Here is a 25,960-nt window from a genome sequence, read left to right on the forward strand (position 1 = left end):
GATCCCGGGGTCTGCGCCGCGTCGCTTCGCTCCTTGCTACGCCCTAGGATGACGAATGAATGCGCCAAATGGCGCTTGTGGCTACCCTCGGGCCGCCCACAGCAAACCGCGCTCCACAATCAACGCCATCTCCGGCACCGCGAACTCATCCGCCGTGTGTCCAAGCGAACTGTAGAAGACCTTCCCCGCGCCATATCTGCGCTTCCAGACGACCGGCATGACGACGCCATCAATGCCCGGGAAATGCGCCGGTGAAGGTGGTCGTCGCCAGCACCTCGTTGGCCGGGTCGACATGCATGTAATATTGCTCCGACCGGTAGGCGAAATCGCTGACGCCTCTTGTGATCGGATCGTCCGGCTGGGTGATGACCACGTGATAATCGATAATGTCGCCGGGATGCGCGACCCATTGACCGCCGGTCATGAACTGGTAGTTCGGCTCGTTGCGGAAACTGTCGCCCATCGTACCGTGAAAGCCGCCAAGCCCGGTTCCCTGGCGAACGGCATGGGTCAGGCCCTGCAATTCGGCCTTCTCGATCGTCGACATGGTGATGACCGGCACGATCAGGTCGAAAGAGCCGAGATTGGGATCGGCGAACACAGCGGTGCCTTGTGCAAGTGTGACGTCGAACCCGTTGCGCTCCAGCATGCCGCGCACGACGATGGCGCTGCGTTGGGGCGTGTGGCCCTCCCAGCCACCCCAGGCAATCAGGGCCTTCTTCCGCATGCGGCAATAACCTCCTTCGATCCCACCGGGCCGACGGTAGCGCGTCGCGGCGTCAGCGCCAGCCGAGCGCCGGCGCGATGTGGGTCAGGATCGCCTCGATGACATGGGCGTTGTAGTCGACACCAAGCTGGTTGGGCACGGTGAGCAGCAGCGTGTCGGCCTCGGCGATCGCCTCGTCCTGCGCCAGTTCCTTGATCAGCACGTCAGGCTCGGCGGCGTAGCTGCGCCCGAAGATCGCCCTGGTGTTTTCCTCGATGAAGCCGATCTGGTCGCGGCTCTCATTGCCGCGCCCGAAATAGGCGCGGTCGCGATCGTCGACCAGCGCGAAGATGCTGCGGCTGACCGAGACGCGCGGTTCGCGCTGGTGGCCGGCCGCCTTCCACGCCTCGCGATAGACACGGATCTGCTCGGCCTGCTGGATATGGAAGGGCTTGCCGCTCTCGTCGAATTTGAGCGTCGAGCTCTGCAGGTTCATGCCGAGCTTCGCCGCCCACTCCGAGGTGGCGTTGGTGGCGGCACCCCACCAGATGCGCTCGCGCAGGCCTTCCGAATGCGGCTCGAGCCGCAGCAGGCCGGGCGGATTGGGGAACATCGGCCGTGGATTGGGCTGGGCGAAGCCCTCGCCGCGCAGCGTGTCGAGGAAGACCTCGGCGTGATGCCGCGCCATGTCGGCGTCGCTTTTGCCTTCCTGCGGCGCGTAGCCGAAATAGCGCCAGCCGTCGATCACCTGTTCGGGCGAACCACGGCTGATGCCGAGCTGCAGCCGCCCGCCGGCGATGATGTCGGCCGCACCCGCATCCTCGGCCATGTAGAGCGGATTCTCGTAGCGCATGTCGATGACCGCCGTGCCGATCTCGATGCGGCTGGTCTTCGCGCCGACGGCTGCCAGCAGCGGGAATGGCGAGGCGAGCTGGCGGGCGAAATGATGCACGCGGAAATAGGCCCCGTCCGCGCCGAGTTGCTCGGCAGCAACGGCGAGATCGATGGACTGCAGCAGCGCGTCCGATGCCGAGCGCACCTGCGATTGCGACGAGGGCGTCCAGTGCCCGAATGACAGGAAACCGATTTTTTTCATCGCCCTGAAGTATATGCGACCGGCACGTGCTTCAATGGCGAAAGCGCGGGGTTACACACCGTCGCCCAACACGGACCGGGGCCCTTCGCCAGCCGACTATTTCCCGCAATGATGGTCGTTGATCTTGTTCAGCGCATTCGCGTCCGGACCTCTCCGATCGTAGGAGCAGGCGCCGGCGGCGGTGGTGAACAGCTGCTGGTCGTAATAGCGCGGGCCACCGAACAGGAAGTCGATGAGATCGTCATCGGCAGGAACATAACGTACCGGTTCGGGCTGATAGTGGCGATGCCTGGTCCCGGCGAGCGCCGACGAGGACATGGCACAAGCCATGGCCACGGCAAGAGCTGAGATCGCAAACCGTTTGGTCGTTATCATCGGCAACACCCTCCTGGCCGTTCCGATTCCATCTTATATCGAAAATCGCCAGAGCAAGAAAAGTTCCTGGGGGACGACGTCCCCGCTGATTTCCCCGTACCATGGTTAAGGTGCGCCATGGCTTCTCGGAGCGGTTGATGAACTTGATCCCCACTGCCCTCAGTCGGTCTGGATCCAGATCGACTTCGTCTCCAGATATTCATGCAGGTGCTCGATGCCGCCCTCGCGGCCATAGCCGGACATCTTCATGCCGCCGAATGGCACCGCCGGGTCGATGGCATGATACATGTTGACCCAGACCGAACCGGCCTTGATGCGGCGCGCGAGCTTGTGCGCGGTGCCGAGATGGGTGGTGAAGATGCCTGCGGCCAGCCCGTAGGGCGTCGCGTTGGCCCGTGCGCCGGCCTCGTCCAGCGTGTCGAAGGGCATGGCGGAAATGACCGGCCCGAAGATTTCCTCGCGCGCGATGGTCATCTTGTCCGACACCGAACCGAAGACGGTCGGCGCGATGAAATTGCCGCCATCATAGAGCGCGCCCGTCAGCCGCGAGCCGCCGGCGACCAGTTCGGCGCCTTCGTCGCTGCCGGCCTTGATGTAGCCCTCCACCTTGCCGGCCTGCCTGGCGTTGATCAGCGGCCCGATTTCGGTCTCCGCCTCGATGCCATGGCCGATGCGCAGTCTGCCGGCAAACTCGGCAAGCCGGCGCACGAACTCGTCGTGGATTTCGCGCGCCACGAACAGGCGCGAACCGGCAATGCAGATCTGGCCCGAATGCACGAACACCGCCATCGCCGCGACAGGAACGGCCTTGTCGATGTCGGCATCGCGGCAGACGATAACAGGCGACTTGCCGCCAAGCTCCAACGAAACGCGTTTGAGGTTGGTGACGCCCGCCCGCGCGATCGCTTGACCAGTAAGAGTCGAACCGGTGAACACAATCTTGTTGACGTCGGGATGTTCGGCCAGCCGCGCGCCGGCCTCCGCACCCGTTCCCGTGACGATGTTGACCACGCCGTCAGGCACGCCGGCCTCCTGCATCAGCCGTGCGATCAGCAACGGCGTCAACGACGCGTCCTCCGAAGGCTTCAAGACGATGGTGCAGCCCGTGGCGAGCGCCGGCGCGATCTTCCAGATCGAGGCGGCGGTCGGCGCATTCCAGGGGATGATCGCGCCGACGACACCCACTGGCTCGCGCCGGGTGAAGGAGACGATCTCGCCGGGAATGGAATTGTCGATCGCCTCGCCGTGCAGCGCGGTCGCCATGCCGGCGTAGAAGCGCAGCATACCGATGACGCGGCGGCGGTTGGCGAGTGTGCGCGTGATCGGCAGCCCCATGTCGAGCGTATCGGAAACGCTGAGCTCTTCCCAATGCGTCTCGAACAGGTCGGCGATCCTGAGAAGCACGCACTGCCGCTCGTAGGGCGAGAATTTTGACCACGGTCCTTCGAAGGCCGCGCGCGCGGCGGCGACCGCCGCATCGACATCCGCGGCTCCCCCGCGCGGCACCGTCGCCAGCACTTCGCCCGTCGCCGGATTGAGCGCCCGCATCTCCTGGCCGGATTGCGCCGGAACCCACTTGCCGCCGATGAACATCGGCCGGAATTCGCCGTGGTAAAGCGTGATCGCCTTCGCCCTGGAGTCGAAATTCAGCGTCATCTCTTCCTCCTCACGAATTCCGTGGCGACTATTACTCCCGGCGCCGGCGCCCTCAAACAAGGAAAGCAAAAGGGCGTCAATTCATTCTTCCAAGCGCCGTGGCTCGGGAAAGGTAGCCCGAAAACCGCGTACCTTGTCACGGGATTTGTCCAGTTTGGACCAATCCAACCGCCGGTCATGACCCGGCCGAGCATCAGTCCAAGCTGCATGTTCAAGACCACGTCCGGCGGCCAGGTGTCCGTGCCCATGCCGATGCCTTAAGGGACACGCCGCGGCGGTTAACCATCTTCCCATGTCGAGCCGAACTCGAAGCGGCATTGGCCGTTCAAGGGTCATGGAAGACCGCCAACCCAGATTTCGCTGTCGTCCCGCGCCGTCTGGCACCTGGACCGTCTGGGATCACGTTGCCGACGAACCCGCGACCTTGGGAGGATGCAAGCTCGTTGGCCGCACATGGGAGCGCGCCAGGAGTGCATGTGACCTGCTGAGGCGGATTTATGACAATCGGCTCGACGCCCGATCGGTCCGACAGGACGCACCGACCGCTTCAATGGGCCGAGTCGATGATCTCATTCGGTCAATTCGCAAGCGGCAAGACTTCGATGGTTAGGCATGACCATGGCCGACGCAGCACCCGGCCAGACCGGGCTTTGCCCACTCGGCCTTTACCAGGGCCGGCTGGGGGCCGACATTCTGCGGATGGGCGCGTCGCGCCACCTTGCCGGCGACGATGATTTCGCCTCAACTATGCCGCTGTCCACGTCGATCGCGTTCGGCGCTTCGACCGGCGGCTTGTATTTCGCCCGGCAGGAAGCGGTCATGTCGCGAACCCTGATCATCGTTGGTCTCATCATGGTTGCCGTCGGCTTGTTGTGGCCCTGGTTGTCGCGGATCGGCCTTGGCAGATTGCCTGGTGACATTGTGATCGAGCGTGAGAACTTCACATTCTATGCCCCGATCTCCACCGGAATCCTGATCAGCGTCGTGCTGTCGATCATTCTGTGGCTGGTCAACCGGTAGCTGCATCCACCTCCTTCGCGGTGGAACAAATTCATCTTCGCACCGGTGGCGCTCGACCAAGTTCTCTCCTCTGCTTTCGACGCTCCATGGAACGCGCGTTTCGACGGGCTGTTCTGAGTTCGGCAAGTGTCGGTTGCCACCAACCCCGCCCGTATTCCGCCGGGCCAGGTTGAAGACGAGCGGGCCAGGTCGCGACGAGCTCCGATAGCGTCGGCGAACGCCAGATACCCCATATAGGATCGAAACCTGCGTGGGCCGCGTGAGGGTAGTTCGCTAACGCAGCCGGCTGCTCGGCAAGCTCGCCCGTTATGTCTGTAAAGACAACAATTCCGTACCGTACTGTTGCGACAGGCCGACCCAGCGGCGGCAGTTCTCCAGGGGGCAAGGGATAACGACGCCGTTTGCGTTCCGCGGAGCGCAAACGGGCGGCTTTTTGCTCTTCCGAGTTCCTTTTTGCCTCCCGTCGCCGTCTCCTCTCCTCGGGTTCATTTCGTCGAGCCGCCTCCTCGATCTCGTGCCAACGGCGCCGTAACTCCTCATAGGAACTGAACGGCACATGCCAAAGCCGCAGGTCTTCGTCCCAGCGTGCCCACGGGATTGCCCGCAACTGTTCGACAATAGTCTTCGAATAAGGCGTTCGAATTCGAAGATCTTCGCCGATTTCCAGGTACGGGCTCGTAATCGGGTCAAAGGCATAGGCATCTCGACCCTTCAGATCGCCATATATATCCGCAAATTCGGCTTCATGCGCGAGCCAGCGGTCGAACCGGCGGGCTCCGGTCTTGCCTGGAATAAACCAGCTCCGGCGTTCATCATTCCACCTCGCCCGGGGAAAGGCCTGTCGAAACCGCTCGACAGCCATCCGGTCATAAGGAAATGCCGCGAAAGCGCCGGGCGTTTCCCCTCCCTTATTCACACGTCGTCGCTTGAAATCCTCCACGAGTTGCTTCCACCGCTGTTCACTCAGTATGAAACGCGTAACGACGCTCGACAGTTCATCGTGCTCCATGGCAGCCGGGAAGCCTCATTGCGCTGGCCGGGCTTCACCACCGCGCGCCCCCCGGGATGACACGCTGAACAGGTAATGCCCGTTCAATCGCCCTCTCCCGCGCGAACCAGGCCTTGCAGCGGTCGAAAATAATGCGCCGCAACAAAAATGCTGCATCGCACACAAGACTGTCACATATCTGCCTCAATATGCCCGGGCGGCAAGACAACCATCGTCAACCAAGAGGATAAGAAAATGTCCAAGACCGCCGACAAGACCGCCGAAACCGTCGAAGCTCCGTCATTCGATCCCGGCAAGGCTACTGATCAGCTCCGCGCGGTCGCCGAAAAGGGCGTCGAGCAATCGAAAGAAGCTCTCGCCAAATTCCAGTCGGGCACTGAAGACGCCCAGAAGGCGCTCGAGTCGACCGCCGAAACCGCGAAATCGGCCGGCAGCGAGCTGTCGCTGAAGATGATTGCCGCACTGCGTGTCAATGCCGAAGCTGACTTCTCGCACCTCGAGACTCTGGTCCGTGCCAAGTCGCTGTCGGAAATTTTTGAGTTGCAGACTGCCTTCCTGCGTAAACGCGTCGAAATGGGTGTCGAGCAAGCCAAGGAATTCCAGGCGCTCACCACCAAGGCGGCAACCGACGTTTCCAGACCGGTCAAAGATGCCTTCGAGAAGGCGCTCAAGGATCTCAAGGTCGCCTGACCACCCTGCGGGAGGCGGCCCGCCACCCTTGTCAACGATCCAGATGGCCGCGCCTAGCGCCGCCATCTGGCAAGTTTGCTCGAGGCAACATCCGTGCCGGCCCTGAAGCGACGGGTATGAAGGCATTTGGAATTGCCCTCGGGATCGTGCACCGTGGCGGGCCACGGCAAACGCAGGCATTTCCGGTCTCGAAGGCCTACATGGAAATCGTCATCCAACGCTTCGACGGCAGTCACGCGCCGGCACTTGGCGGTGCCTTGCAGCCGCTCTCAGCTGCGCCTCCCCCGCCAGAATTGCGAAACCAGCGCGGTGATGAGGCTACTCAAGACCATCCACGCCACGACTTCGGTTTCAGACGCGCCGCGGCCGCGCCGCGCGAGGTCCCTGCCGGAGTCAGCAGCGACCACCGGCGCGAGGTCCGGCCGGCTTCCGCGCCTGACCGAGTAGGCCCGCGTTATCTCGGCGCCGAACAGGAAGATCTGCGCCGAATAATAGACCCAGAGCAGCACGACCAGCAGCGCGCCGGCTGCTCCGTATGACGTGGCTATGGCGCTTGTGCCGATGTACCAGCCGATTAGCGACTTGCCGACGGTGAACAGGAGCGTGGTGACGACCGAGCCGATGGCAACGTCGCGCCATTTGAGCGTTCTGTCCGGCAGCACCTTGTAGATTGCCGCAAACAGCAGGGCGATCAGGACAAAGGAAACGACGGTGTTGATGGCGCTGATGATCAGCGCGCCGAACGGCAGGCGTGCGTTGATGAACTCGCCAAGCGCCGAGACCGCCGTGCTCGCCGCCAGTGAGACCAGGAGCATGAAGCCAAGGGCAGCGACAAGGCCGAGGCTTGCCGCCCGTGCCCGCACCAGCCGCGAAAGCGAGACGCCCTTGGGCTCGACCTTCCAGATCTCGTTCAGTGAGAGCTGCATTTCGCCGAAGACGCCTGATGCGGTGACGAAGAGCGTCACCAGCCCGAGGATAGTGGCCAGCGTGCCGGAAGATTTGTGCGACGCTGTTTCGATCGTCGCCCGCAGGAGGTCGGCAGTCTGTGCTCCCATCACGCCCGATATCTGGGCCGACAGCGCGAGCTGGGCGGCATCGTGGCCAAACACCAGACCGGCGATCGCCACCACGATGAGCAGGATCGGCGCCAGCGAGGTGGCGGCGTAAAAGGCCATCGCTGCGCCATGGCTCAGCGCCTTGTCGTTGACGAAGCCGCTGACGCTCTCGCTCAGCAGAACCCAGCCTTCACGGACCCAGCCTGGCATCTTTCCTCACCTGCCGCCGATATCGGCCGCGCTATCGCGCATGAGCATCATCGAGTTCCGTCCCTATGGACGGGATCACCCGGCGCCGTCTCGCGACAGCTTCAGCGAGCGCAAGGTGGCCTTGCGGACCTCGGCCAAACTATCCTTGCCGGTATCGAGTTCGTCATGGCTCGTCGCGCACACGGCTTCTAACAACCGGTGGGGCGGTCGGGTTCCGCTTGGTCCCCGGCCGGACCGGGCTTCATCGGGTGGGCCAGTCGGCAAGCCCGCGGCGGGCGTTCGCGGCGCCGTCGGCATCGCCATCTCCGACGGAGAACAGGCGGCCGGCCAGATGGCGCAGAAAATCCCATCCGGCGAGCACCGACGAGGAAGTTGCCCGCGAGGGGAACCAGAGGGCCCGCACCCGCGTCATAGAAGCAGGTTCCTGTTGCGGTCCAAGAGTGACATCGATGATCCGGCTCCTTCTTGTCATCTTCGCTGCGTTCGTCCTCGCCTGCAGCGTGGCGCGGGCGGCCAAGCTGGACATGACCACCGTCAATCAAGCCCAGTTCGCCGCCGGCGAGCCAAAAGACGTTAATCCGGCCGTGCTGAAGGCGCAAATTCTTCTGGACCGGGCCCGCTTCTCGCCGGGCCTGATCGACGGCCGCATTTCAGAAAACTTCGCCAAGGCAGTCGCGGCCTTTCAAACGGCGAGCGGAATCCAACCGGATGGCAAGCTCACCCAGGAGACCTGGGACAAGCTCATGGCAACCTCCGCCAATCCTGTGCTGGTAACCTATGAGGTGACGCGCAAGGACGTGCGCGGGCCCTTCACCAAGCGCATTCCGAACCGCATGGAGAAGATGGCCCGTCTACCGAGGCTCGGCTATCGCAACGCGGTGGAGAAGCTGGCGGAGCGCTTTCACATCAGCGAACAATTGCTCAGGAGGCTCAATCCGGGCATCGGCTTCAGAAAGGCCGGCACAATGTTGGTGGTGCCGGATGTTGGCCGGGACGGCCCTCCCGCCGCCGTCGCGAGCGTCGAGGTCGACAAAGGCGCTCGGCTGGTGCGCGTGCTCGATCCTTCGGGCAGATGGCTCGCGGTCTACCCTGCCTCGATCGGGAGCGAGGAGAAACCTGCACCAAGCGGCATGGCGGAAGTCAAACGCGTGGTTCACAACCCCACCTATCACTATGATCCGCATTTTGCTTTCAAGGGCGTCAAGACCAGGCGGCCGTTCACCATCGCTGCCGGGCCGAACAATCCCGTGGGATCGGTCTGGATCGACCTCTCCATCGAAAGCTATGGTATTCACGGCACGCCCGAACCGGGCAAGATCGGCACAACCTTCTCGCACGGCTGCATCCGGCTGACCAACTGGGATGCGGAAGACCTCGGCTCCATGGTCCAGCAGGGGACCAAGGTCAGCTTCACGGAGGGGTTGGCGGACGCTGGCGGCGAAGGGTCTCACTAGCCTTGCGTTCCTGAGGCCGGTACGGGCGGGCCAGTTTCGCGGCAGAACTCGGCGGCTTCCGCGACACTTATCACGACCCGGTCCCGGTCAGCGCGTCCGGGCCGGATCTGCCGAGTTGCCTTCTTTTGGCGCGGCAGGTGTTTTGCGGATGTCTCGGGTCACGTCGGGAGATCCGGGCCGGATCGTCATCCGCAACCTTTTCCTTGTTCGCCGATTAATTGGGCTAAGGGAGTGTCTACGTTGCGAAAAAAAGACCGATCGGTGGAAGCGCCACCGCCACCTGACGACAATGCGCAACCTCGCACCCGACCCCTGAAAGGCGAGGACGCCGAGGTTAAGCACCTTACCGCCACGACGAACCTGTCACCCAAGCAAGCTCGGGATGTTTTGCGGCGCCACGGCAATGACTGGCGTAAGATCGACGACGTCGCAAAGACATTCGAGCCCGACGACTGACCGGAGCAGCGTTGGCAGCTAAACGCGCAAATGACGCGTGCTTGTCGTTGCAGCGGAGAGGATCGCATCGCTAATCTGGAACGCACGAACCTGCGCAACTCCATTGACTGAATCCGATGGCGGACCCAGTCCGCCGTTTCCATGCGAACGCGTGCGCAAGGGCCGGCAAGGCGCTGCACCTGTCCGCTGCACCTGTCCATTGACGCTGCGAAGCCAGTGCTTCGAAGACCCGTCTGTGCGGAACCGTACAAAGGCGATTTCAGGCAACCAACTCAATTTGCCGACATTATTGGGAAAAGCATCGGGAGGAAGACCATGCTCCCATACAACACGCATGAGGAATATGAGATCGGTGACGAAGTCGCGCTGACGAGTACCGTCATAAGCATTCTCCCCAGCGGACGCGCCATAGCCGGCATTCCATCGTATGGCCATCCTTATGCGATCGACCCGCCGCCCAAGACCCGCGCCGGAGACAAGGTTGTGCTTGTTGGGGACGTCATCCGTATCGACCGCGAAGCCAATAAGCTCACCGTGCGGATCGACTGCGGCGGCGTGGTCACCGTCGACAAGTCCGCGATCACGAGGCTGAGGAAGCACCGCCGAACCTCAGCGGACTGAGGTGCGAGGCAGAAAGGCGCGGAGGACCGCGCTCGATCACGGCGGGCGACGCCACGCTGGCCAATAAGCCGGCCCCTTTCAGAATCCGATCAACTATCGAGGCGCCTCGGAACCTTTCGTCCGCGATCCACTTCCTTTGCATGTCCCCGAAGGTTGAACTGCCAATCCTGCGAGAGAACAGCCCCGGTCGGGAAGTCAACTGTGAGGTCGCGTTGGAGCCCGCCTTCGAGGAACTGGTCGCAGCGTCACAAGCGCGCGGATGGACAGCCCAGGAAACGGCGGCAACTCTCCTGAAAATTGCAAAGGCGCATGCGGGCCGGCTTGAGGCAATCGTGGATACAGACGGTTTTTGGAGGCGGGCCGGGTCGAATTCGTTGGATGCCGCCGCGGAGATCTTTCGCGAGGCCATGCGGCAGACCGTCAAGCGGTACTCGCTTTGGTATCTGGTAGAGGGCGTGCTGCTGGTCACGGCCGGAATTCTAGCCGTGATCTTTCCTATGATCTCGTCGGTTGCCGTGGTGGTCCTGCTCGGGTGGCTGCTGATCATCAGCGGCGCCCTGCAAGGCATAAGCCTGGTCGGCGCGGGCCACGTGCCTCATTTCTGGTTGCAACTCATCTCCGTCATCCTTGCCGTGATGATTGGTCTGCTTTTTCTGCGCCATCCTGGAAACGGCCTGCTGACCATCACCTTGCTGCTGATCGTCTTCTTCATGATCGAGGGCATCTCGAAGGTGGTTTTCGCCCTCACCATCCGCCCCTTTCCCAGCTGGGGCTGGGTCCTGGGGAGCGGACTGATTGGGATTCTTCTTTCCCTGATGGTGTGGATCAGGATTCCCCTGACGGCCATGTGGCTGATTGGGCTGCTGTTGGGGATTGAGCTGATCAGCGTGGGCGCGGCGACCGCTTACCTCGCTTGGCGGATACGGAAGAGTTGAGCGACGATGCGGACTTCTCGAGCCGACGTCCGCCTTCCAGGCGAGCGGCGCTGCGGCAACCCAGCCGATTTCGCTCCGCTTAGATCAAAAGACCCGGCTGCAACAAGTGCATCCATCTACGGCAGGTTGCATAATTTTCTTGCGGAAAATCTCACAATATTAAGTAAAGTTAAGTAAAATTGGCGAAGATTCACGCTATAATTGCATTAGCCGCCGCTTATTCCATTCACGCGGAGCCTCGACAGAAGGATAAGATATTTTTCCCTGTACTATTTACTTATTTCTTGGAACAATAGGGTGAGTCACAGGTTTGCTCGAAGCGGTCGCTTGAACTTGCATCGGGCGGCGGGGCGGGCCAGGCACACCAGGAAGGATTGTCCCATGAGCTTCGTCGTCAACGCGCTAGGCGTCCCTCTCCCCTATAGCGGCGCTTCCAACCATTGGTTTTCGGCGGCCGGGGTCGGGCCGGTGCTATACGGCACCGCCGGCAACGACTCCATCTGGGGCGCCGGCGGTGCCAACGTCACCATGTATGGCGGCGCGGGCGACGACATCTATTACCTCTATGGCGCGGGCAACAAGGTGGTCGAGCCCGCCGGGGCGGGCATCGACACGATCAGTACCTGGATGAGCTACACGCTGCCGGACAATGTCGAGAACCTCGTCGTCACCAACCCCCACAATTTTGCGTTCGGCAATGCGCTTGACAACATCATCACCGCCACGGCCGGCGGCCAGACGCTGGACGGCGGCCGGGGGAACGATGTCCTGATCGATGGTGGCGGCGGCGGCGACACTTTTATCGTCTCGAAGGGCAATGGAAGCGATCTGATCGTCAATTTCGCCGCGAACGATACCGTCCGCCTCGATGGCTACGGTTTCACTTCGTTCGATGCCATCCACTCCAACATGATCCAGGCGGGACCGAATGTTGTGCTGAACCTCGGATCGGGCGAGATCCTCGAGTTCAAGAACACGACCATCGACAAGCTGCAGCCCAGCCAGTTCGAACTGCCGATCGACAAGTCCGGCATGACGCTATCCTTCAACGACGACTTCAACTCGCTCAGCCTCTGGAACGGCCATAGCGGCACCTGGAATTCCAATTTCTGGTGGGGCCAACCGAATGGAAGTACCCTGACCGGCAACAGCGAGCTGCAATGGTACATCAACACCAATTACGCCCCGACCAGCTCGGTGCATCCGTTCAGCGTGCATGACGGAGTTCTCACCATCACCGCGGCGCAGGCGCCAGCCGACATCAAGCCCCTCATCAACAACTACGGATACACATCCGGCCTGCTGACGACGCATGAATCCTTCTCCCAGACTTATGGCTATTTCGAAATGCGGGCCGAGTTGCCCCATACGGCCGGGGCCTGGCCAGCCTTCTGGCTTCTTCCCGAAAACGGCTCGTGGCCTCCGGAGCTGGATGCTGTGGAAGCGCGCGGCCAGGATCCGAACTCGCTCTACATGACGGCGCATTCGAATGCCACGGGCCAGCACACGGAGGTTTCGTCCACGGTGAACGTCATGGATACGGGAGGCTTCCACACCTATGGCGTGCTTTGGACTTCCGATGAGCTTGTCTGGACGTATGACGGCATTGAGGTCGCCAAGGCAGCCACGCCGGCCGACATGCACAGCCCCATGTACATGCTGGCCAATCTCGCGATCGGCGGCGCCGCCGGCACACCGCCGGATCATCTCGCCACGCCGGCCGAGATGAAGATCGACTACATCCGCGCCTACACGCTGAACGACACGACAAGCCACGCTCTCGAATTGGCCAGCCACACGGCGACCAGCACACACCATTTGGGCATGGCGGGCGAGCATTCGGCCTGAAGCATGTGACCAGCCCCATGCCGTGGGTTCGACAGGGAGTGCGGGAATGACTGGACAGTCGGGCTTGCGGCCAGTTTTCCGTCGCGTCGTCGCCGATGTCGGGCTCTTCTCGCTGCTCATCAACATCCTGCTCCTGGTCATCCCGCTCTACTTGCTGCAAGTCTATGATCGCGTCCTGCCCTCCTCGAGCGTTGAGACGCTCATCTATCTGTCGGCCATCGCGGTTCTGGCGCTTGCCTTCCTCGGCTTCCTGGACGCGGTCCGCGCCATTTACACGCAGCGCGTCGCGGCCACCGTCGACAGGAGGCTGGGGGCAAGGACGTTCGCCGCCTCGCTCAGCGCTGGATATGCAGGCGCAAGCCTGTCGCCGCTGCGCGACCTCGCCTCGGTCTGCTCCTTCATCAGGTCACGCGGCGTGGCGGTGCTGTTCGACCTGCCCTTCGCTCCCCTCTTCCTCGCTCTCATCTACCTCATCCATCCGGTCCTGTTCTGGCTGACGCTCGCCGGAGCGGTGGTGCTCTTCGTGCTGGTCATGGCGAACCAGCTCGCCATTGGCCGCAACGATGCCTTGTCCACGGAACGCTCGGCTCTGGCCAGCCAGTCGGAACAGGCCTTCACCCGCAATGCCGAAACGCTGCGCGCCATGGGCATGGTTAAGAACGCCGCAGGGGTGTGGGGACGGCATGTCGGAGAAGCGCTCGCCCTGCACGACCGCTCTTCGAGCGCCAATGCGATCTTCAGCGGAATTTCGCGGGCGCTGCGCATGATGCTGCAGCTTGCGATACTGGGCGCCGGCGCGTGGCTGGTGCTGGGAGGCAAGATGACCGCAGGCATGATCTTCGCGTCCTCACTGGTGTCGGCGCGCGCGTTGCAGCCGCTCGACCAGTTGATCGGATCGTGGCGGCAGATCGTCGAGGCCAGGCGAGCGTGGCAGCGCCTGGAAAAAGCGCTTGTCGAGCATCCGGCACAGACCCGCAAGCTGACCTTGCCGGACCCGTCGGGCGCGATTTCGGTGGAGGACCTGATCTTCGTCGCGCCGAATGCCCGGCCCGGGACAGCGCCCATCATCAAGCGGCTGAACTTCCGCATTGGCGCCGGCGAAGCGGTGGCCATCGTGGGCCCGAGCGGCGCCGGCAAATCGACGCTGGCGCGGTTGCTCGTCGGCGCCGCGCAGCCGACCAGCGGCTTCGTCAGGATCGACGGCGCCGACCTCAGGACATGGGACGAAAACCAGCTCGGAAGGCATATCGGCTATCTCGCGCAGGAGGTGGAGCTCTTCCCCGGATCGATCGCGGACAATGTCGCCCGCTTCGAGCCTGACGCGGACGACGTCTCGATCGTCGAGGCAGCCAAGCGCGCCGAGGCGCACGAGATGATCCTGGCGCAGCCGGACAGCTATCAGACCAGGATCGGTCCGTCGGACCGGACGCTGTCGGGCGGCGAGCGCCAGCGGATCGGCTTGGCGCGCGCGCTTTACGGCAATCCGCGGCTGCTTTTGCTGGACGAGCCCAGCGCCCATCTCGACGGCACGGGCGAAGCCGCCCTCCAGGCGATGCTCGCGGCCGCGCGCGAGGCCGGCGTCACGACCATCGTGATCACGCACCGGCCTTCGATCGCCATGGCCTGCGACCGCGTGATGCTGCTGCGCGGCGGCGTGATCGAGGCCTTCGGCCCGCACAGCGACGTGCTTAAGCCACCGGTCGCCGCCAAGGGCTCTCCCGCGCCGGCGAACACGGCGGTGACAGGCTCGTTCGCCACGATGATCCGCACGCATAACGCCCGCTTCGGATCGTAGACGATGACCACGCAAAGCCTTGCCTGGGAAGGCCAGCCACGCACCAACTTCCGGCGCGTCGCGCTCACCGGCTATGCGGCGATAGCGCTGCTGGTCGGCTGCTTCGGCTATTGGGCGGCGACCGCGCCCTTGTCCGGCGCCGTGATCACGCAGGGCACGATCTCGGCGACAGGCGGAAACATCCTCATCCAGCATCCCGAGGGCGGCATCGTGGACAAGCTGCTGGCCCATGAAGGCGACCGCGTTCGGCAGGGCCAGGATCTGGTCCTGCTCGACAAGACAGCCGCGCAGGCCGAGCTCAACCGGCTGACGCGGCAGTCGATCGCCCTCAGGGCAAGCGCGGCGCGGCTGGAGGCCGAGCGCGACGGACTGGACAGGCTGGCGCCGATCACCGAGGCGGCGCCGACGCCGTTCCAGCACGACTTCGAAGCCCTGATCGGGGAGCAGCAGAAAGAGTTCGCCGCCAGGCTCGCCCGGTTCCGGTCGGAGCAATCGATTCTCGCGCAACGGGTCGCCATGCATCGCGAGTCGCTGCAGGGGTTGAACGCCCAGCAACAGGCCATTCAGCAGCAGGCCGGCGTGGTTAAGAAAGAACTCGAAATCAAGACGAACCTCCTCGACAGGGGCCTCACCAACCGCACCGAATATTCGCAGCTTCTGCGCAGCGAGGCCGACCTCGTCGGTCAGGCCGGGGCGCTGGAGGCGGACCTCGCCTCGGCCAAGACGCAGATCGTCGAAGCCCAGGACCAGACCGAACGCCTGACGACGCAGCGGGTCGAGGACGCGTTGACCAAGCTGGATGAGCTTCGCACCAAGCTCGCCGATATCGGGGAACAGACGCGGACGGCCGAGGCGGTGCTCGAGCGTACGACGATCAAGGCGCCGACCGCCGGGATCGTGGTATCGTCGACCTACAACTCGAAGGGCAGCGTGATCGCCCCCGGCGAGAAAATCATGGAGATCCTGCCCACCGCATCGGGCCTGATCGTCGACGCGCGGCTGCGACCGCGAGACGTCGACCTGGTTCGCGTCGGCCAGCCGGCGAAGCTCAGATTGTCCGCCTTGAACTCGCGCCTGACGCCCGAGGTTTCAGCCACAGTGACGCAGATTTCCGCGGACCGGCTGATCGACGAGGCAACGCACGAACCCTATTTTCGCGCCAAGCTGAAGATTGCCGACGCCCTGCCGCCCGGCGTGAGGGCCGAGCAGCTCTATCCTGGAACACCGGTCGAGGCCTTCATCAACACCGGCGACCGGACCTTCTTCGAATATCTCGCACGGCCGATGCTCGATTCATTCGCCCGCGCCTTCACGGAGCAGTAGGCGTCGCGGCGGACGCCACTACGGCCCCATTTCGGAAATCGACCGCGACGGACGGCCGCTGCCTTCGACCGTGCGCCGGGATATCTTGTTTGAGGGCGAAACCATCGCGTAGACGAACCGCGCTCCGAGCTCGCCGAAGGCGCAATCGACGAGCGGCAACGGCGAGCAGAGGCGCGAAGGCTTCTGGTGGTCAGGCAGGAAGATCCCGCCATTTTACCATCCGTTCGCGCAGGTCGACGACCTCGCCGTCTGCAGTGAAGGACCCATCTCCCCTGTGGTGCAGTGTCCGCCGCTCCTCCCGGTCGGGATCGATCCAGATCCTGACCGCCTCGAGAAGGAACAAGTTGTAGGTCTCGACCATGCTGTCGTCGGCAATTCGACACTCGATATTGGCGAGACATTCGCCGATAAGAGGCGCCCCCACGTCCCGGGCGGGAAGGCGTGACAGCCCGAATTTCTCGAATTTGTCGACCTCCTTGCCCGAGCAGTTGCCTATGTCCACGACCGTACGGGCAAGATCGACCGTGGGGATCGCAATCACGCATTCGCGGGTTTCGCGCAATGCTCCGTAGCTATGGTCCCAGGGTCCGATGACGCATCCAATCAGCGGCGGCGCGTGTTGGACCATCATGTGGAAGCCCATCGTCATCACGTTCGTTTCCCATTTAGAGCGGTCGTGACCAGGACGATGGGGCCAGGTTCGAGCAGTCGGTAGGCATGGGATGCGGGCATTTCCTTCATGTGAGTTCTCCTTGCGATTTGATGGCGCCCGCAAGATCCTTAGCCGCGACGCCAACACAACAACCGCGGACAGGCAAGGCGCGATGCCGCCCCACCGGGGTGGCCGGCTCAGCGTGCCGTCAGACCACCAAATACGGTCTCAACGACCGCCTCGATGTAGGCGTCGGAGATGTCGGAGTTGGCGTGCGGAACGAGCAGCCGGTGATAGATCGGGCCATATAGAGCATCGAGCACGACATCCGGATCCAATCCGGGTCTCAGTTCACCGTTCGCCATGCCGCGCCGAACGATCTCGCGGGCAATCCGCCGCCGCGGCTCGACCCAACGCATCTTTACGGCATCCAGCAGCCTTTCATCGGTTTGCGCACGGCCCAGCAGCGGCCGCATGATCCTGCCCTGCTTACCGCGGTAAGCCCGTGCCAGCAGTTTCATGGACGCCGCAAAGCTCGCGCGCGCAGTCGCCTTCTCCTGGATTGGCGCCGCCTTTGTCACTTCGGTGAGAAACGCATCCATCACGATTGCCGAGACATTCGGCCATCGGCGGTAGATGGTCGTCTTGGCTACGCCAGTCCTTTCCGCGATGCCTTCAATCGTCAGGGCGTCGAATCCTACCTCTTCGCCCAGGTCCAGCGCGGCGCGCAGAATCGCCGCCGTCGCATCCGCGCCGCGCTGGCGCGGATGCGCGACCTTCGCCGTTTCCAATCGAACATTCCTTTGCATCGTCGCTTCCCATGCGGTCCGTCTGGCCAAAGCAAGCAGCAGACTCGCGCCTCTGATCCCGCCCAAACCCCCGAATCGGCTTGATAAGCGTACGCTACGTATCGTGGTTGACAAGTGTACGCTACGTATCGTAGCTTTTGCAACGAGCTACCTGGGCAAAGCGCGGTCTCCGCAGATCCTGGTGAATGAAGCAGGTGCTGCGGTCTGACCGTCCTGAACGGAGGACGATGCATGGCTTCAGTTCATATGCGGACACGCGGTCGCAAACAGCCGAGTTCGGCGGCTGCGGACAATTCACCGACCCACATTGCGGGTAACCAAAGCGGCACATCCAAGCGATACTCGGTGGAGCTTCGGGTCAACGGCGAAATTCACGCGCTCGAGCTTGATCCCCGCACGACGCTGCTCGACGCCCTGCGCGAACACTTGCATCTTACGGGGAGCAAGAAGGGTTGCGACCAGGGCCAGTGCGGCGCCTGTACCGTCCTGGTCAATGGGCAGCGTATCAACAGCTGCCTCACCCTCGCCGTCATGCATGAGGGCGACGCGATCACGACCGTCGAGGGACTGGGCACGCCCGATCGGATGCATCCGATGCAGGCCGCCTTCGTCGATCACGACGGCTTTCAGTGCGGCTACTGCACGCCGGGGCAGATCTGTTCGGCGGTGGCAATGCTGAACGAAGCCGCAGCCAGCATTCCAAGCCATGTCACGGCCGATCTCACTGCACCAGTCGTGCTGAACGAAACGGAAATCCGTGAACGCATGAGCGGCAACATTTGCCGCTGCGCCGCATATCCCAACATCATCGAAGCGATCCACACGGTTGCAGGAGGACGGCCATGAAAGCCTTCACCTACGAACGCCCGGCCAGCGCGGCCGAGGCCGCGGCCGCGGCGGCGCGTACTCCTGGCTCAAAATTCATTGCCGGCGGCACCAATCTGCTGGATCTGATGAAGCTCCAGATCGAAACGCCCACGCATCTTGTCGACGTCAACAACATCGGCCTCGATCGGATTGAGCCAACCGACCAGGGCGGCCTGCGCATCGGCGCGCTTGTCCGCAACACCGATCTTGCTGCCGATCCTCGGATCCGCGGGGATTACGGCGTGCTGTCCAGGGCGATTGTCTCCGGCGCCTCCGGGCAGCTCCGCAACAAGGCGACAACTGCCGGCAATTTGCTGCAACGAACACGGTGCCCCTTTTTCTACGACACCGATATGCCATGCAACAAACGCTCGCCGGGCATGGGCTGCGCCGCGATCGGGGGGCTCAACGCCAATCACGCTATTCTCGGCGCCAGCGAAGCTTGCATCGCGACGCATCCTTCAGACATGGCTGTCGCCATGCGGGTGCTGGACGCGGCCGTGGAAACTGCGGCGCCAGGAGGGGCAACGCGCAGCATTCCGATTGCCGACTTCCATCGCCTGCCGGGCAATACGCCGCATATCGAGACCGTACTGGAGCCGGGCGAGCTGATCACCGCGGTGACGCTGCCGAAACCACGCGGTGGCGTGCAGCTTTATCGCAAGGTCCGTGAACGCGCGTCATACGCGTTCGCCACGGTCTCGGTGGCGTTGATTGCCAAGGTCGAGGAGGGCCACCTCACCGTCGACCGGCTTGCCTTCGGCGGTCTCGCACACAAGCCTTGGCGCGTCGAACAGGCCGAGCGGACCGTCGCCGACGCCGACTCGATCGCCGACATTGTGCTCGCCGGCGCCAGGCCAACCGGACAGAACGCCTACAAGCTGCCGCTCGTCCGACGGACACTCTCGGCTACTCTCGAACACGCACGCGAAGGAGCTTCCAGATGATCGGCCCCGGCATCAACCGCATCGACGGCCCGCTAAAAGTCACCGGGCGCGCTGTGTATTCCTACGAGCGGCAGGACCCGGGCCAACCGTTCTACGGTTTCATCCGCGGCGCGGCGATCGGAAAGGGCAAGATCACCCACATCGACACCGCGGAAGCCGAAATGGCACCTGGCGTGCGCCTGGTGCTGACCCATCGAAACGTTCCCAAACAGGGGGCGTTCGTCAACAAGCCGACGATCTTCGACCGGCCGCATCCGCAGCTGACCAGCGACCGGATCGCGTATTTTGGCGAGCCGGTGGCGTTTGTCGTCGCGGACACCTTCGAACAAGCTCGCGCCGCCGCGGATCTTGTGAAAGTGACCTATACGCATGAAGACGGCGCCTTCGATCTTGCCACTCACGCCGATCGGGCAGAACCGCAAGCGACCCTCAGCATCGGCCTTCCGGGCGAGACGCGCTTCGGTGACCTGGAGGCAGCGATGTCGGCCGGACCGGTGACCGTCGACCAGACCTACACGACGCCATACCACTTCTCGCAGCCGATGGAGCCGCATGCCTGTCTCGCCGACTGGCGCGACAACCATCTCACCGTCTATCTGGCGACGCAGACCGTCGCGCAAAATCGCATCGCCCTTGCCGAAACGCTGGGATTGACGGCCGATCAGGTGACCGTCGACGTGGCCTTTGTCGGCGGTGGGTTCGGCTCCAAGCTTTATCTCCACGCCGAGGCCGTTCTCGCGGCGCTGGCCGCGCGCGCGCTGGCCCACCCGGTCAAGGTCGCCTTGACGCGCCGGCAGGTCTTCACCCTCACCGGGCATCGGCCAGAAATGATCCACCGCGTGCGCCTGGCGGCGACACCGGACGGCCAACTCACCGGCCTCGGACACGACGTCAATCTTCAGGCGACTGAAGGGGAACCGTGGATCGAGCAGGCCGCGACAGTGGCGCGCTCGCTCTATGCCGCGCCGAACCGCCTGACTCGGCACTCGATCACCAATCTCGATCTCAAAGCGGCTGAAGCGGTGCGCGGCCCCGGCGAACTGCCGGGCCTGCTGGCCTTCGAAACCGCAATGGACGAGCTGGCCTATGCGCTCGATATCGATCCCGTGGAATTGCGGCTCAAGAACGACACCGCGACCGATCCTGAGCTGGGCGTGCCGCTGAACGGACGGCGGCTCGCGGACTGCCTTCGCGAAGGTGCCAAGCGCTTCGGCTGGGACCAGCGGCCGAAGACGCCGGGTAGCCGTCGCGAGGGAAATCATCTGGTCGGCTACGGCATGGCGGCGGGAATCCGAATGCATTTTCAGGGGCCGACGGGCGCCATCGTCCGCATCGAGCCGGACGGCCGTGTGATCGTGCGCTCCGACACGCCCGACATCGGCACCGGCACGTACACCATCGCCTGCCAAATCGCGGCGGAAGCGTTGGGGATCGGCGTGAATCTGGTGACGGCACAACTGGCGCATTCGGATTTTCCGCCGAGCGCCGGCGCCGGCGGCTCCTGGGGAGCGTCCAACCTGTCGATCGCGGTCGACCGGGCCTGCCAAGAGATCAGGAACAAGATCGCCGAAGCTGCTGGTCCGGGGGCCGTTCCCAACGACATCCTCGCCGATGTCGGCCGCTGGTTTCCAGAAGGCCTTGAAGCCACGGGACAAACTATTGGCCAAGCCGACGATCCGAACTTCAAGAATTATTCCCAGAACACCTATGGCGCGGCGTTCGCGGAAGTCCTTGTCGATGTCGCTACCGGCGAAGTCCGTTTGCGGCGCATGACCGGCGTGTTCGCGGCGGGCCGCATCATCAATGCCAAGACGGCGCGCTCGCAGTTGATGGGCGGCATGATCTGGGGCGTCGGCTCGGCACTGCACGAGGCCGCCCATGTTGATCGGCGCCACGGCAATTGGGTGAACGGCGATCTCGCCGAATATCTGATGCCGGTGCACGCCGATATTCCGGCCATCGAGACGGTGCTGCTCGACGACTATGACGAACACGCCAACCATCTCGGCATCAAGGGCGTTGGTGAACTTGGCGTCTGCGGCACGGGAGCGGCGGTCAGCAACGCGGTATTCAACGCCACCGGGATACGAGTCCGGGATTTTCCGATCACCCTGGCCAAGCTGCTCCCGGGACTTCCGCCGATGAGGACGGCAGCGTGACCACTCAGCGGCCAAAGCAACCGGACGAGGAGCGCTAGGCGCGGGGACTGCGGATCCTGCGCCGGATCGGCGGCGGGCCGGAAGCTCGGCCCGCCGCGCACAACCAATATCGGCTGGATGATCGTTGCGGCACTGTGGGTGAGCAGGTTTGGCGCAGCGCGCCCCGGCCCGCCGCCAGGCCTCTGCCGATCCTCAAGCAAATCAGGCCCAAGACCAACGAAGGAGCAGATAAGAGCATTGGTATTATCGGAGCCGGAGCCCGAAAGACGCCTTGCCGTCCGATGCTCAGAACGTTGACGCAAACATCACGTCAGAAACTGTCTGGTTAGACCTCTGATGTTGGGACTTTTTTACGAAAGAGCGACTTGAATGTAGCGTCTACCTTGAATCTTTCCCGAACTCGTCTGGCGAAGAAGAAGACCTGAAGCACGTTGCACGCGGCCGCTGCGGCGGCGAGCAAATAAGGTCCTCCGATCAAAATGCCGATGCAACATAGAGCAACTGTCGCTACACCTGTGACGAGAGTGATGCGGAAGGCGACTTTTTCGTCGCCCAGAACCATCAGCAAAATGCCCGATGAACCGCCGAGAACATGCCCTAGTTGACCGGCGCCCAGGATCAGGGCGAGCCAGAGAGAGTTTTCATAATGTGGATTCCAAAGATGGACCAGGGTATAGCCGAGCACCGCGAGGCCGGCATACATGAGAAAAGTCAGCAGGGTCGCCACTGAGACCAGGAGCCGCAGCGCCTTCTGGAGTCCTGTACGATCGTCGAGTGTCCAGAGGTGAACGGCTGAGGGCGCAAAGGCCGAATTGGCTATGCTCAGCGGCATTATGAGCACTGTCGAAATCCGTAGGGCGATGCCGTATTGCGCGATCTCCTGTAGACTGCTGAGCAGCGTCAACAGGATCATGTCCACCTGAGACAACCCAAACAATACTAACGTTGTCGCCAGATTGGGCAGGGTCCGGCGGATGATCGCTCCAGCGCCAATGGGCTCTTTGGCCACTTGGCTCCAGCGCCGGCACGACGAGGAAATGCTGAAGGCTCCAACCCCCGCGGCAATTGCGTATCCAGCAAAACTGCAAAGGAGCACCTGATGCAAGTCTGGTTGCAGTCGAGTGGTCAGGGCGAAAGTTAGAAAGAGGGCAACCGCGGTGCTCGGAAACGCCATAAGAAACGCCGAACTCCTGATCGAGTGAATTGCTCTGAGCAATTCCACCTGGACTGCTCCAAGTGCGGCGCACGGAATTTGCAGCGCAACTATTGCCAGCACTCCGCTCCAAGCCGTGACGTTTGCCCCTGAGGGAATCCACCGGTCTGCAAGCCAAAAGGCGCACGCGACTATGAGGCCAAACCCGCCGACGATTCCTTGGATCCGCATGATGGCGTCACGCGCACGTCCGAAATCGCCTCGCGCCGCGGCGGCCGAAACAAGTGCCGGCGCCGTGAACGTAAGACCCATCATCGCCAGAATTGCGAACCCAGCTGTGAGAATCTGAGCGATGAAGTAGATGCCAACCTTGTCTTGCGGTAAGGCGAGGGGGAGAAGAAGCGAGCTGCCTAGTCCGGCTGCCAGTATTGCTATTCGGCCGGCCGCCGCCGCTCCGCTGGCCCTCAACATGGAAGGCAGCTTCGCTCTCCTAAGCACGCCGGAGAGTTCGGTCATTGCCGCGCGCTCATACGGCCGCCGAATGGCCTTCGAGGGCTCGGGGCGGAGGTCCGTAGCGAGGCCAAACCCCGCGCTCGTCGCTCTCGATCCCACAACAGGCAGCGTTCGGAACAGCACTCATCCAACGAAATGACTTACCCATTCTGTCCGGGCAAAATGCTCCTTCAACTGGGCATAGTTCTTGATGATTTCAGATTGGGTACCGGACCGCTGCCTCCTGAACGGACTATGGAGCGAAACTTGGCGCAAATTGAGGAACTCCAGCGAGCGAGACACACCCGGCCCGTCTACCAACTCCTCGTAAGTAACATGCAGATTGGGCAGAGTCTCTACCATCCTTGAGAGCTCCAAGTTCCATTCGGTCCATCGTTTGAATGCTTCTTCCACATCTGCCGGCTCCGCAGTGAAGCAGTTGACGGTCATTGAGCCGCGATCGGACCTCCAGGCACCATTGATAGTCGCAAGCTTGTACGAAATGTACTGATCCAGGAGATTCTCGCGAGAAAGGCGGATAATCCTGTACCCAAAAGTCTCAAACGCGTCCTTCGCATCAGGATGTTCTATCAGCGAGAGATATGGCATCTTGAATCCGATGACGTCGCTGCTCTTCCTGTGCAGCCTTTTCTCAAGGTAAGTCGCGACGTCTTTCTGGCGGGAGTTCCTGAACGATATGGTGCGTCGCCTGAGCACGTCAGCCAGCAAGCGTGCCGTCGGCGAGAACAATTCACCTTCGCACGTCGCGTCTGGATGGGAGTCTATCAGCCCTTGGAGATAGCTTGACCCTTGCCTGCCTACGAAAACTATCGCAAAAAATGTTCGGTTTCTCATTGCCCTTGGGAATTCTGCGACCTCGACGGTCTCGCTTGGTTGGCGACTTCTAGCAATCCTGCCCAGCTTGCAACAGCCCTAACAGCAGCCGACGGCAAATTTCGGGGCTTTATCCAAAGGCAGCAGCAACGTTTTTATAGCGTCGAAGTGGCGGGACTACTTCAACAGACGTGCCAGGCGTTCTGGCCCATTGCCCACGACAGATTTCCGACCGGACTGAGATTGTTGTAGGACCGTGAATTTTCAACGGCCAGCAAGCAAGGAGGCGAAGATTTTGAAGGCAGGAACAGCTGGGAAGAGCGAAGATTTGAAAATAGTCGTCGAACAGGAAGCGACGCTCCTTTTCGCATGCTTCGATGAACAGTGTGCGTTCGAGATTGGCTGTGCCATCCGCGCGAGCGCGATCGTAGAGAGGCAAGGTATCGTGGTCGATGTCCGTCTCTGGGACCGGCAGCTGTTCCACGCTGCTCTGCCAGGCTCAACCGCCGCCACCGCGGAATGGGCGCGGCGCAAGCTTAATACCGTCAGGATGTTCCAAAAGAGCAGTTATCGCATGGCCTTGGAGCAGCAGCGTGAGGACAGAACCTTTCCGCCGGGATACGGGCTCGATCCGGCAGACTACGTCCTGGCCGGCGGAGCGTTCCCCATACACGTCCAGGGGGTGGGTGTGGTCGGCGCGATTGCCGTTTCGGGTCTTAGTCAACGCGCCGACCACCAATGCGGGGTGGCAGCCCTTTGTGAATACCTTGGCAAAGACAAGAAACGGCTGGCTTTTGACCCGGCCTAACTCACCGCGGCACTGCCCCCGTAAATGCGCTCCGAGCTATCAGCCAAGTATGTTTTAGCGCCTTGAGTGATGCAAGTGTGGGCGGATGCAACGCTGCTGCGGCAAGCCGGCGCAGGGCGATCCCTGTTCGGCCCGAACGCCCATGAATTGCTGCCGAAAGCAGACTTGCATTAGCCCGAGTTTCGCGTTCCCACCTCCGGATATCGTCTGGCAGGTCGTGCCGCCGAAAGAAGGCATCGACCATGCGCCGCGGCTCTTCCCCCCTTTCGAATGGGACAGCTCTGTATGTCGTCGAAGCACTATGCATCCGAAACTCGGCGAGCACCGCCGGCAGGTGATGGAAACTTCCCTGCAATCCCAAGCGGAGGAAGAAATCCAGGTCAGGAATTTGGCGTAGGTCGGAACGCCAGCTACCGGCCTTCTCGTAGGCGGCGCGTCGAAAGAGCGCGCCAGGGCCTGGCAAGCAATGGAGCTTGGCAAAGAGCGCGCGTCGTGAATAGTCCGGTGGTCGGAGCGTTGACCGGAGGACCGACCTTTCATCTATAATGTGAAAATCAGGGTAAACGAGAACGACTTCTGGACGCGCCATTAGCTCCTCGACGCATCGCCGGATAGCAGCAGGGCGAAGCCGGTCGTCCGCGCTAACATAGCCAAGCACCTCTCCGGTGCTCATCGCCCATCCCACCGTCATGGCGGCACTTTGACCAGCGTTGACTTGGCGGTGCAGTTTCACTTTCCCGGAGAAGGTGGCGGCGATGTCGCTGGTGGCGTCGGTAGAACCGTCGTCCACCACGGTGATCTCTAAGTTCGGGTAATCCTGAACGAGCAGACTCTCGATCGTCTCGCCAATATAGTCAGCCGCGTTGAAGGCGGGAACGACCAAAGAAACCCGCGGCATCCTATCCAAATTCATTTCCAAGGCGCTCATTTGAGACGTTTTTGCTGCTTGCTGCTTCTCTTGAAAGTTGCCGAACCGAGACAATCCTAATC

22 protein-coding genes and 2 pseudogenes are annotated in these 25,960 nt (G+C 62.3%); 13 read left to right on the top strand and 11 right to left on the bottom strand.

Annotation, left to right across the window (positions count from 1 at the left end; all coding sequences use genetic code 11):
* Positions 1-81 precede the first annotated feature (81 nt).
* The 4 genes and pseudogenes from FJ934_RS25230 to FJ934_RS25245 form a co-directional block, all read right to left on the bottom strand.
* Positions 82-727: pseudogene (locus tag FJ934_RS25230) on the bottom strand (ThuA domain-containing protein).
* A gap of 52 nt (positions 728-779) precedes the next feature.
* Complete coding sequence (locus FJ934_RS25235) at positions 780-1,802, bottom strand: LLM class flavin-dependent oxidoreductase (RefSeq protein ID WP_140613134.1); 1,023 nt, start codon at positions 1,800-1,802, stop codon at positions 780-782.
* Positions 1,803-1,898: 96 nt separating this feature from the next.
* On the bottom strand, positions 1,899-2,174 hold the full coding sequence (locus FJ934_RS25240) for a hypothetical protein (protein ID WP_140613150.1): 276 nt from the start codon (positions 2,172-2,174) through the stop codon (positions 1,899-1,901).
* Between the two features lie 162 nt (positions 2,175-2,336).
* The gene (locus FJ934_RS25245; RefSeq protein WP_140613135.1) at positions 2,337-3,833 is read right to left on the bottom strand and encodes an aldehyde dehydrogenase family protein; all 1,497 of its coding nucleotides are present in this window, start codon (positions 3,831-3,833) and stop codon (positions 2,337-2,339) included.
* A 612-nt stretch (positions 3,834-4,445) separates the two neighbouring features.
* On the opposite strand from FJ934_RS25245, the gene FJ934_RS28795 reads away from it, so the two are divergent.
* The 3 genes from FJ934_RS28795 to FJ934_RS25260 all read left to right on the top strand — a co-directional run bounded on the left by FJ934_RS28795 (position 4,446) and on the right by FJ934_RS25260 (position 6,552).
* A complete protein-coding gene (locus FJ934_RS28795) occupies positions 4,446-4,853 on the top strand; it encodes a DUF2905 domain-containing protein (protein WP_348642508.1) in 408 nt (135 codons plus the stop codon).
* Positions 4,854-5,409: 556 nt separating this feature from the next.
* Complete coding sequence (locus FJ934_RS28800; RefSeq protein ID WP_181165766.1) at positions 5,410-5,922, top strand: hypothetical protein; 513 nt, start codon at positions 5,410-5,412, stop codon at positions 5,920-5,922.
* Positions 5,923-6,096: 174 nt separating this feature from the next.
* Complete coding sequence (locus tag FJ934_RS25260; protein WP_140613153.1) at positions 6,097-6,552, top strand: phasin; 456 nt, start codon at positions 6,097-6,099, stop codon at positions 6,550-6,552.
* A gap of 269 nt (positions 6,553-6,821) precedes the next feature.
* Here the strand turns inward: FJ934_RS25260 and FJ934_RS25265 are convergent, their stop codons facing one another.
* Together FJ934_RS25265 and FJ934_RS28155 are read right to left on the bottom strand one after the other, a co-directional pair.
* Positions 6,822-7,817 (bottom strand): YihY/virulence factor BrkB family protein, encoded by a 996-nt coding sequence (locus tag FJ934_RS25265; RefSeq protein WP_140613136.1) that lies wholly within the window; start codon positions 7,815-7,817, stop codon positions 6,822-6,824.
* Positions 7,818-8,058: 241 nt separating this feature from the next.
* Positions 8,059-8,229: a hypothetical protein gene (locus tag FJ934_RS28155; RefSeq protein ID WP_181165767.1), complete on the bottom strand. Its 171-nt coding sequence runs from the start codon at positions 8,227-8,229 to the stop codon at positions 8,059-8,061.
* Positions 8,230-8,266: 37 nt separating this feature from the next.
* Between FJ934_RS28155 and FJ934_RS25270 the strand changes: the two genes are divergently transcribed.
* The 6 genes from FJ934_RS25270 (at position 8,267) to FJ934_RS25300 (ending at position 16,249) form a co-directional block, all read left to right on the top strand.
* Positions 8,267-9,271, top strand: a complete 1,005-nt coding sequence (locus FJ934_RS25270; RefSeq protein ID WP_140613137.1) for a L,D-transpeptidase — start codon at positions 8,267-8,269, stop codon at positions 9,269-9,271.
* Positions 9,272-10,042: 771 nt separating this feature from the next.
* The gene (locus FJ934_RS25280; protein ID WP_140613139.1) at positions 10,043-10,348 is read left to right on the top strand and encodes a preprotein translocase subunit YajC; all 306 of its coding nucleotides are present in this window, start codon (positions 10,043-10,045) and stop codon (positions 10,346-10,348) included.
* Positions 10,349-10,488: 140 nt separating this feature from the next.
* Positions 10,489-11,283 carry an HdeD family acid-resistance protein gene (locus FJ934_RS25285; RefSeq protein ID WP_246671634.1) on the top strand — a complete coding sequence of 265 codons (795 nt, stop codon included), beginning with the start codon at positions 10,489-10,491 and terminating at the stop codon, positions 11,281-11,283.
* A 381-nt stretch (positions 11,284-11,664) separates the two neighbouring features.
* Positions 11,665-13,131 carry a family 16 glycosylhydrolase gene (locus FJ934_RS25290; protein WP_140613140.1) on the top strand — a complete coding sequence of 489 codons (1,467 nt, stop codon included), beginning with the start codon at positions 11,665-11,667 and terminating at the stop codon, positions 13,129-13,131.
* A 46-nt stretch (positions 13,132-13,177) separates the two neighbouring features.
* A complete protein-coding gene (locus FJ934_RS25295) occupies positions 13,178-14,926 on the top strand; it encodes a type I secretion system permease/ATPase (RefSeq protein ID WP_140613141.1) in 1,749 nt (582 codons plus the stop codon).
* A gap of 3 nt (positions 14,927-14,929) precedes the next feature.
* A complete protein-coding gene (locus FJ934_RS25300) occupies positions 14,930-16,249 on the top strand; it encodes an HlyD family type I secretion periplasmic adaptor subunit (protein WP_140613142.1) in 1,320 nt (439 codons plus the stop codon).
* A 190-nt stretch (positions 16,250-16,439) separates the two neighbouring features.
* Here the strand turns inward: FJ934_RS25300 and FJ934_RS25305 are convergent.
* Positions 16,440-16,990 (bottom strand): annotated as a pseudogene (locus tag FJ934_RS25305) (flavin reductase family protein).
* 108 nt (positions 16,991-17,098) lie between these two features.
* Positions 17,099-17,692, bottom strand: a complete 594-nt coding sequence (locus tag FJ934_RS25310; protein WP_210240573.1) for a TetR/AcrR family transcriptional regulator — start codon at positions 17,690-17,692, stop codon at positions 17,099-17,101.
* A gap of 249 nt (positions 17,693-17,941) precedes the next feature.
* On the opposite strand from FJ934_RS25310, the gene paoA reads away from it, so the two are divergent.
* From paoA to FJ934_RS25325, 3 genes are read left to right on the top strand one after another with little or no spacing between them, the layout of a single operon-like run.
* On the top strand, positions 17,942-18,556 hold the full coding sequence (paoA, locus tag FJ934_RS25315; protein ID WP_140613144.1) for an aldehyde dehydrogenase iron-sulfur subunit PaoA: 615 nt from the start codon (positions 17,942-17,944) through the stop codon (positions 18,554-18,556).
* Positions 18,553-19,524, top strand: a complete 972-nt coding sequence (locus FJ934_RS25320; protein ID WP_140613155.1) for a xanthine dehydrogenase family protein subunit M — start codon at positions 18,553-18,555, stop codon at positions 19,522-19,524. The genes paoA and FJ934_RS25320 overlap by 4 nt, the downstream gene beginning before the upstream one ends.
* Positions 19,521-21,683, top strand: a complete 2,163-nt coding sequence (locus FJ934_RS25325) for a xanthine dehydrogenase family protein molybdopterin-binding subunit (protein ID WP_140613145.1) — start codon at positions 19,521-19,523, stop codon at positions 21,681-21,683. The genes FJ934_RS25320 and FJ934_RS25325 overlap by 4 nt, the downstream gene beginning before the upstream one ends.
* Positions 21,684-22,008: 325 nt before the next feature.
* On the opposite strand, the gene FJ934_RS25330 is transcribed toward FJ934_RS25325, so the two are convergent.
* Both FJ934_RS25330 and FJ934_RS25335 read right to left on the bottom strand, forming a co-directional pair.
* Positions 22,009-23,352: a hypothetical protein gene (locus FJ934_RS25330; protein ID WP_140613146.1), complete on the bottom strand. Its 1,344-nt coding sequence runs from the start codon at positions 23,350-23,352 to the stop codon at positions 22,009-22,011.
* Positions 23,353-23,472: 120 nt separating this feature from the next.
* Positions 23,473-24,078 carry a hypothetical protein gene (locus FJ934_RS25335; protein WP_140613147.1) on the bottom strand — a complete coding sequence of 202 codons (606 nt, stop codon included), beginning with the start codon at positions 24,076-24,078 and terminating at the stop codon, positions 23,473-23,475.
* 379 nt (positions 24,079-24,457) lie between these two features.
* Between FJ934_RS25335 and FJ934_RS25340 the strand changes: the two genes are divergently transcribed.
* A complete protein-coding gene (locus tag FJ934_RS25340) occupies positions 24,458-24,970 on the top strand; it encodes a heme-degrading domain-containing protein (protein ID WP_140613148.1) in 513 nt (170 codons plus the stop codon).
* Between the two features lies 1 nt (position 24,971).
* On the opposite strand, the gene FJ934_RS25345 is transcribed toward FJ934_RS25340, so the two are convergent.
* Positions 24,972-25,960, bottom strand: a 989-nt coding sequence (locus tag FJ934_RS25345; RefSeq protein WP_140613149.1) for a glycosyltransferase, incomplete at its 5' end; no start/stop codon positions are given.

The organism is Mesorhizobium sp. B2-4-12, from assembly GCF_006441575.1.
Classification (GTDB): Bacteria; Pseudomonadota; Alphaproteobacteria; order Rhizobiales; family Rhizobiaceae; genus Mesorhizobium.

What these genes read in the sequence shown, in the direction of transcription:
- FJ934_RS25235 (WP_140613134.1), bottom strand. Translation starts at nt 1,802, where the DNA reads ATGAAAAAAATCGGTTTCCTGTCATTCGGGCACTGGACGCCCTCGTCG.
- FJ934_RS25245 (WP_140613135.1), bottom strand. Translation starts at nt 3,833, where the DNA reads ATGACGCTGAATTTCGACTCCAGGGCGAAGGCGATCACGCTTTACCAC.
- FJ934_RS28795 (WP_348642508.1), top strand. Translation starts at nt 4,446, where the DNA reads ATGACCATGGCCGACGCAGCACCCGGCCAGACCGGGCTTTGCCCACTC.
- FJ934_RS28800 (WP_181165766.1), top strand. Translation starts at nt 5,410, where the DNA reads ATGCCAAAGCCGCAGGTCTTCGTCCCAGCGTGCCCACGGGATTGCCCG.
- FJ934_RS25260 (WP_140613153.1), top strand. Translation starts at nt 6,097, where the DNA reads ATGTCCAAGACCGCCGACAAGACCGCCGAAACCGTCGAAGCTCCGTCA.
- FJ934_RS25265 (WP_140613136.1), bottom strand. Translation starts at nt 7,817, where the DNA reads ATGCCAGGCTGGGTCCGTGAAGGCTGGGTTCTGCTGAGCGAGAGCGTC.
- FJ934_RS28155 (WP_181165767.1), bottom strand. Translation starts at nt 8,229, where the DNA reads ATGACGCGGGTGCGGGCCCTCTGGTTCCCCTCGCGGGCAACTTCCTCG.
- FJ934_RS25270 (WP_140613137.1), top strand. Translation starts at nt 8,267, where the DNA reads ATGATCCGGCTCCTTCTTGTCATCTTCGCTGCGTTCGTCCTCGCCTGC.
- FJ934_RS25280 (WP_140613139.1), top strand. Translation starts at nt 10,043, where the DNA reads ATGCTCCCATACAACACGCATGAGGAATATGAGATCGGTGACGAAGTC.
- FJ934_RS25285 (WP_246671634.1), top strand. Translation starts at nt 10,489, where the DNA reads ATGTCCCCGAAGGTTGAACTGCCAATCCTGCGAGAGAACAGCCCCGGT.
- FJ934_RS25290 (WP_140613140.1), top strand. Translation starts at nt 11,665, where the DNA reads ATGAGCTTCGTCGTCAACGCGCTAGGCGTCCCTCTCCCCTATAGCGGC.
- FJ934_RS25295 (WP_140613141.1), top strand. Translation starts at nt 13,178, where the DNA reads ATGACTGGACAGTCGGGCTTGCGGCCAGTTTTCCGTCGCGTCGTCGCC.
- FJ934_RS25300 (WP_140613142.1), top strand. Translation starts at nt 14,930, where the DNA reads ATGACCACGCAAAGCCTTGCCTGGGAAGGCCAGCCACGCACCAACTTC.
- paoA (WP_140613144.1), top strand. Translation starts at nt 17,942, where the DNA reads ATGGCTTCAGTTCATATGCGGACACGCGGTCGCAAACAGCCGAGTTCG.
- FJ934_RS25320 (WP_140613155.1), top strand. Translation starts at nt 18,553, where the DNA reads ATGAAAGCCTTCACCTACGAACGCCCGGCCAGCGCGGCCGAGGCCGCG.
- FJ934_RS25325 (WP_140613145.1), top strand. Translation starts at nt 19,521, where the DNA reads ATGATCGGCCCCGGCATCAACCGCATCGACGGCCCGCTAAAAGTCACC.
- FJ934_RS25330 (WP_140613146.1), bottom strand. Translation starts at nt 23,352, where the DNA reads ATGACCGAACTCTCCGGCGTGCTTAGGAGAGCGAAGCTGCCTTCCATG.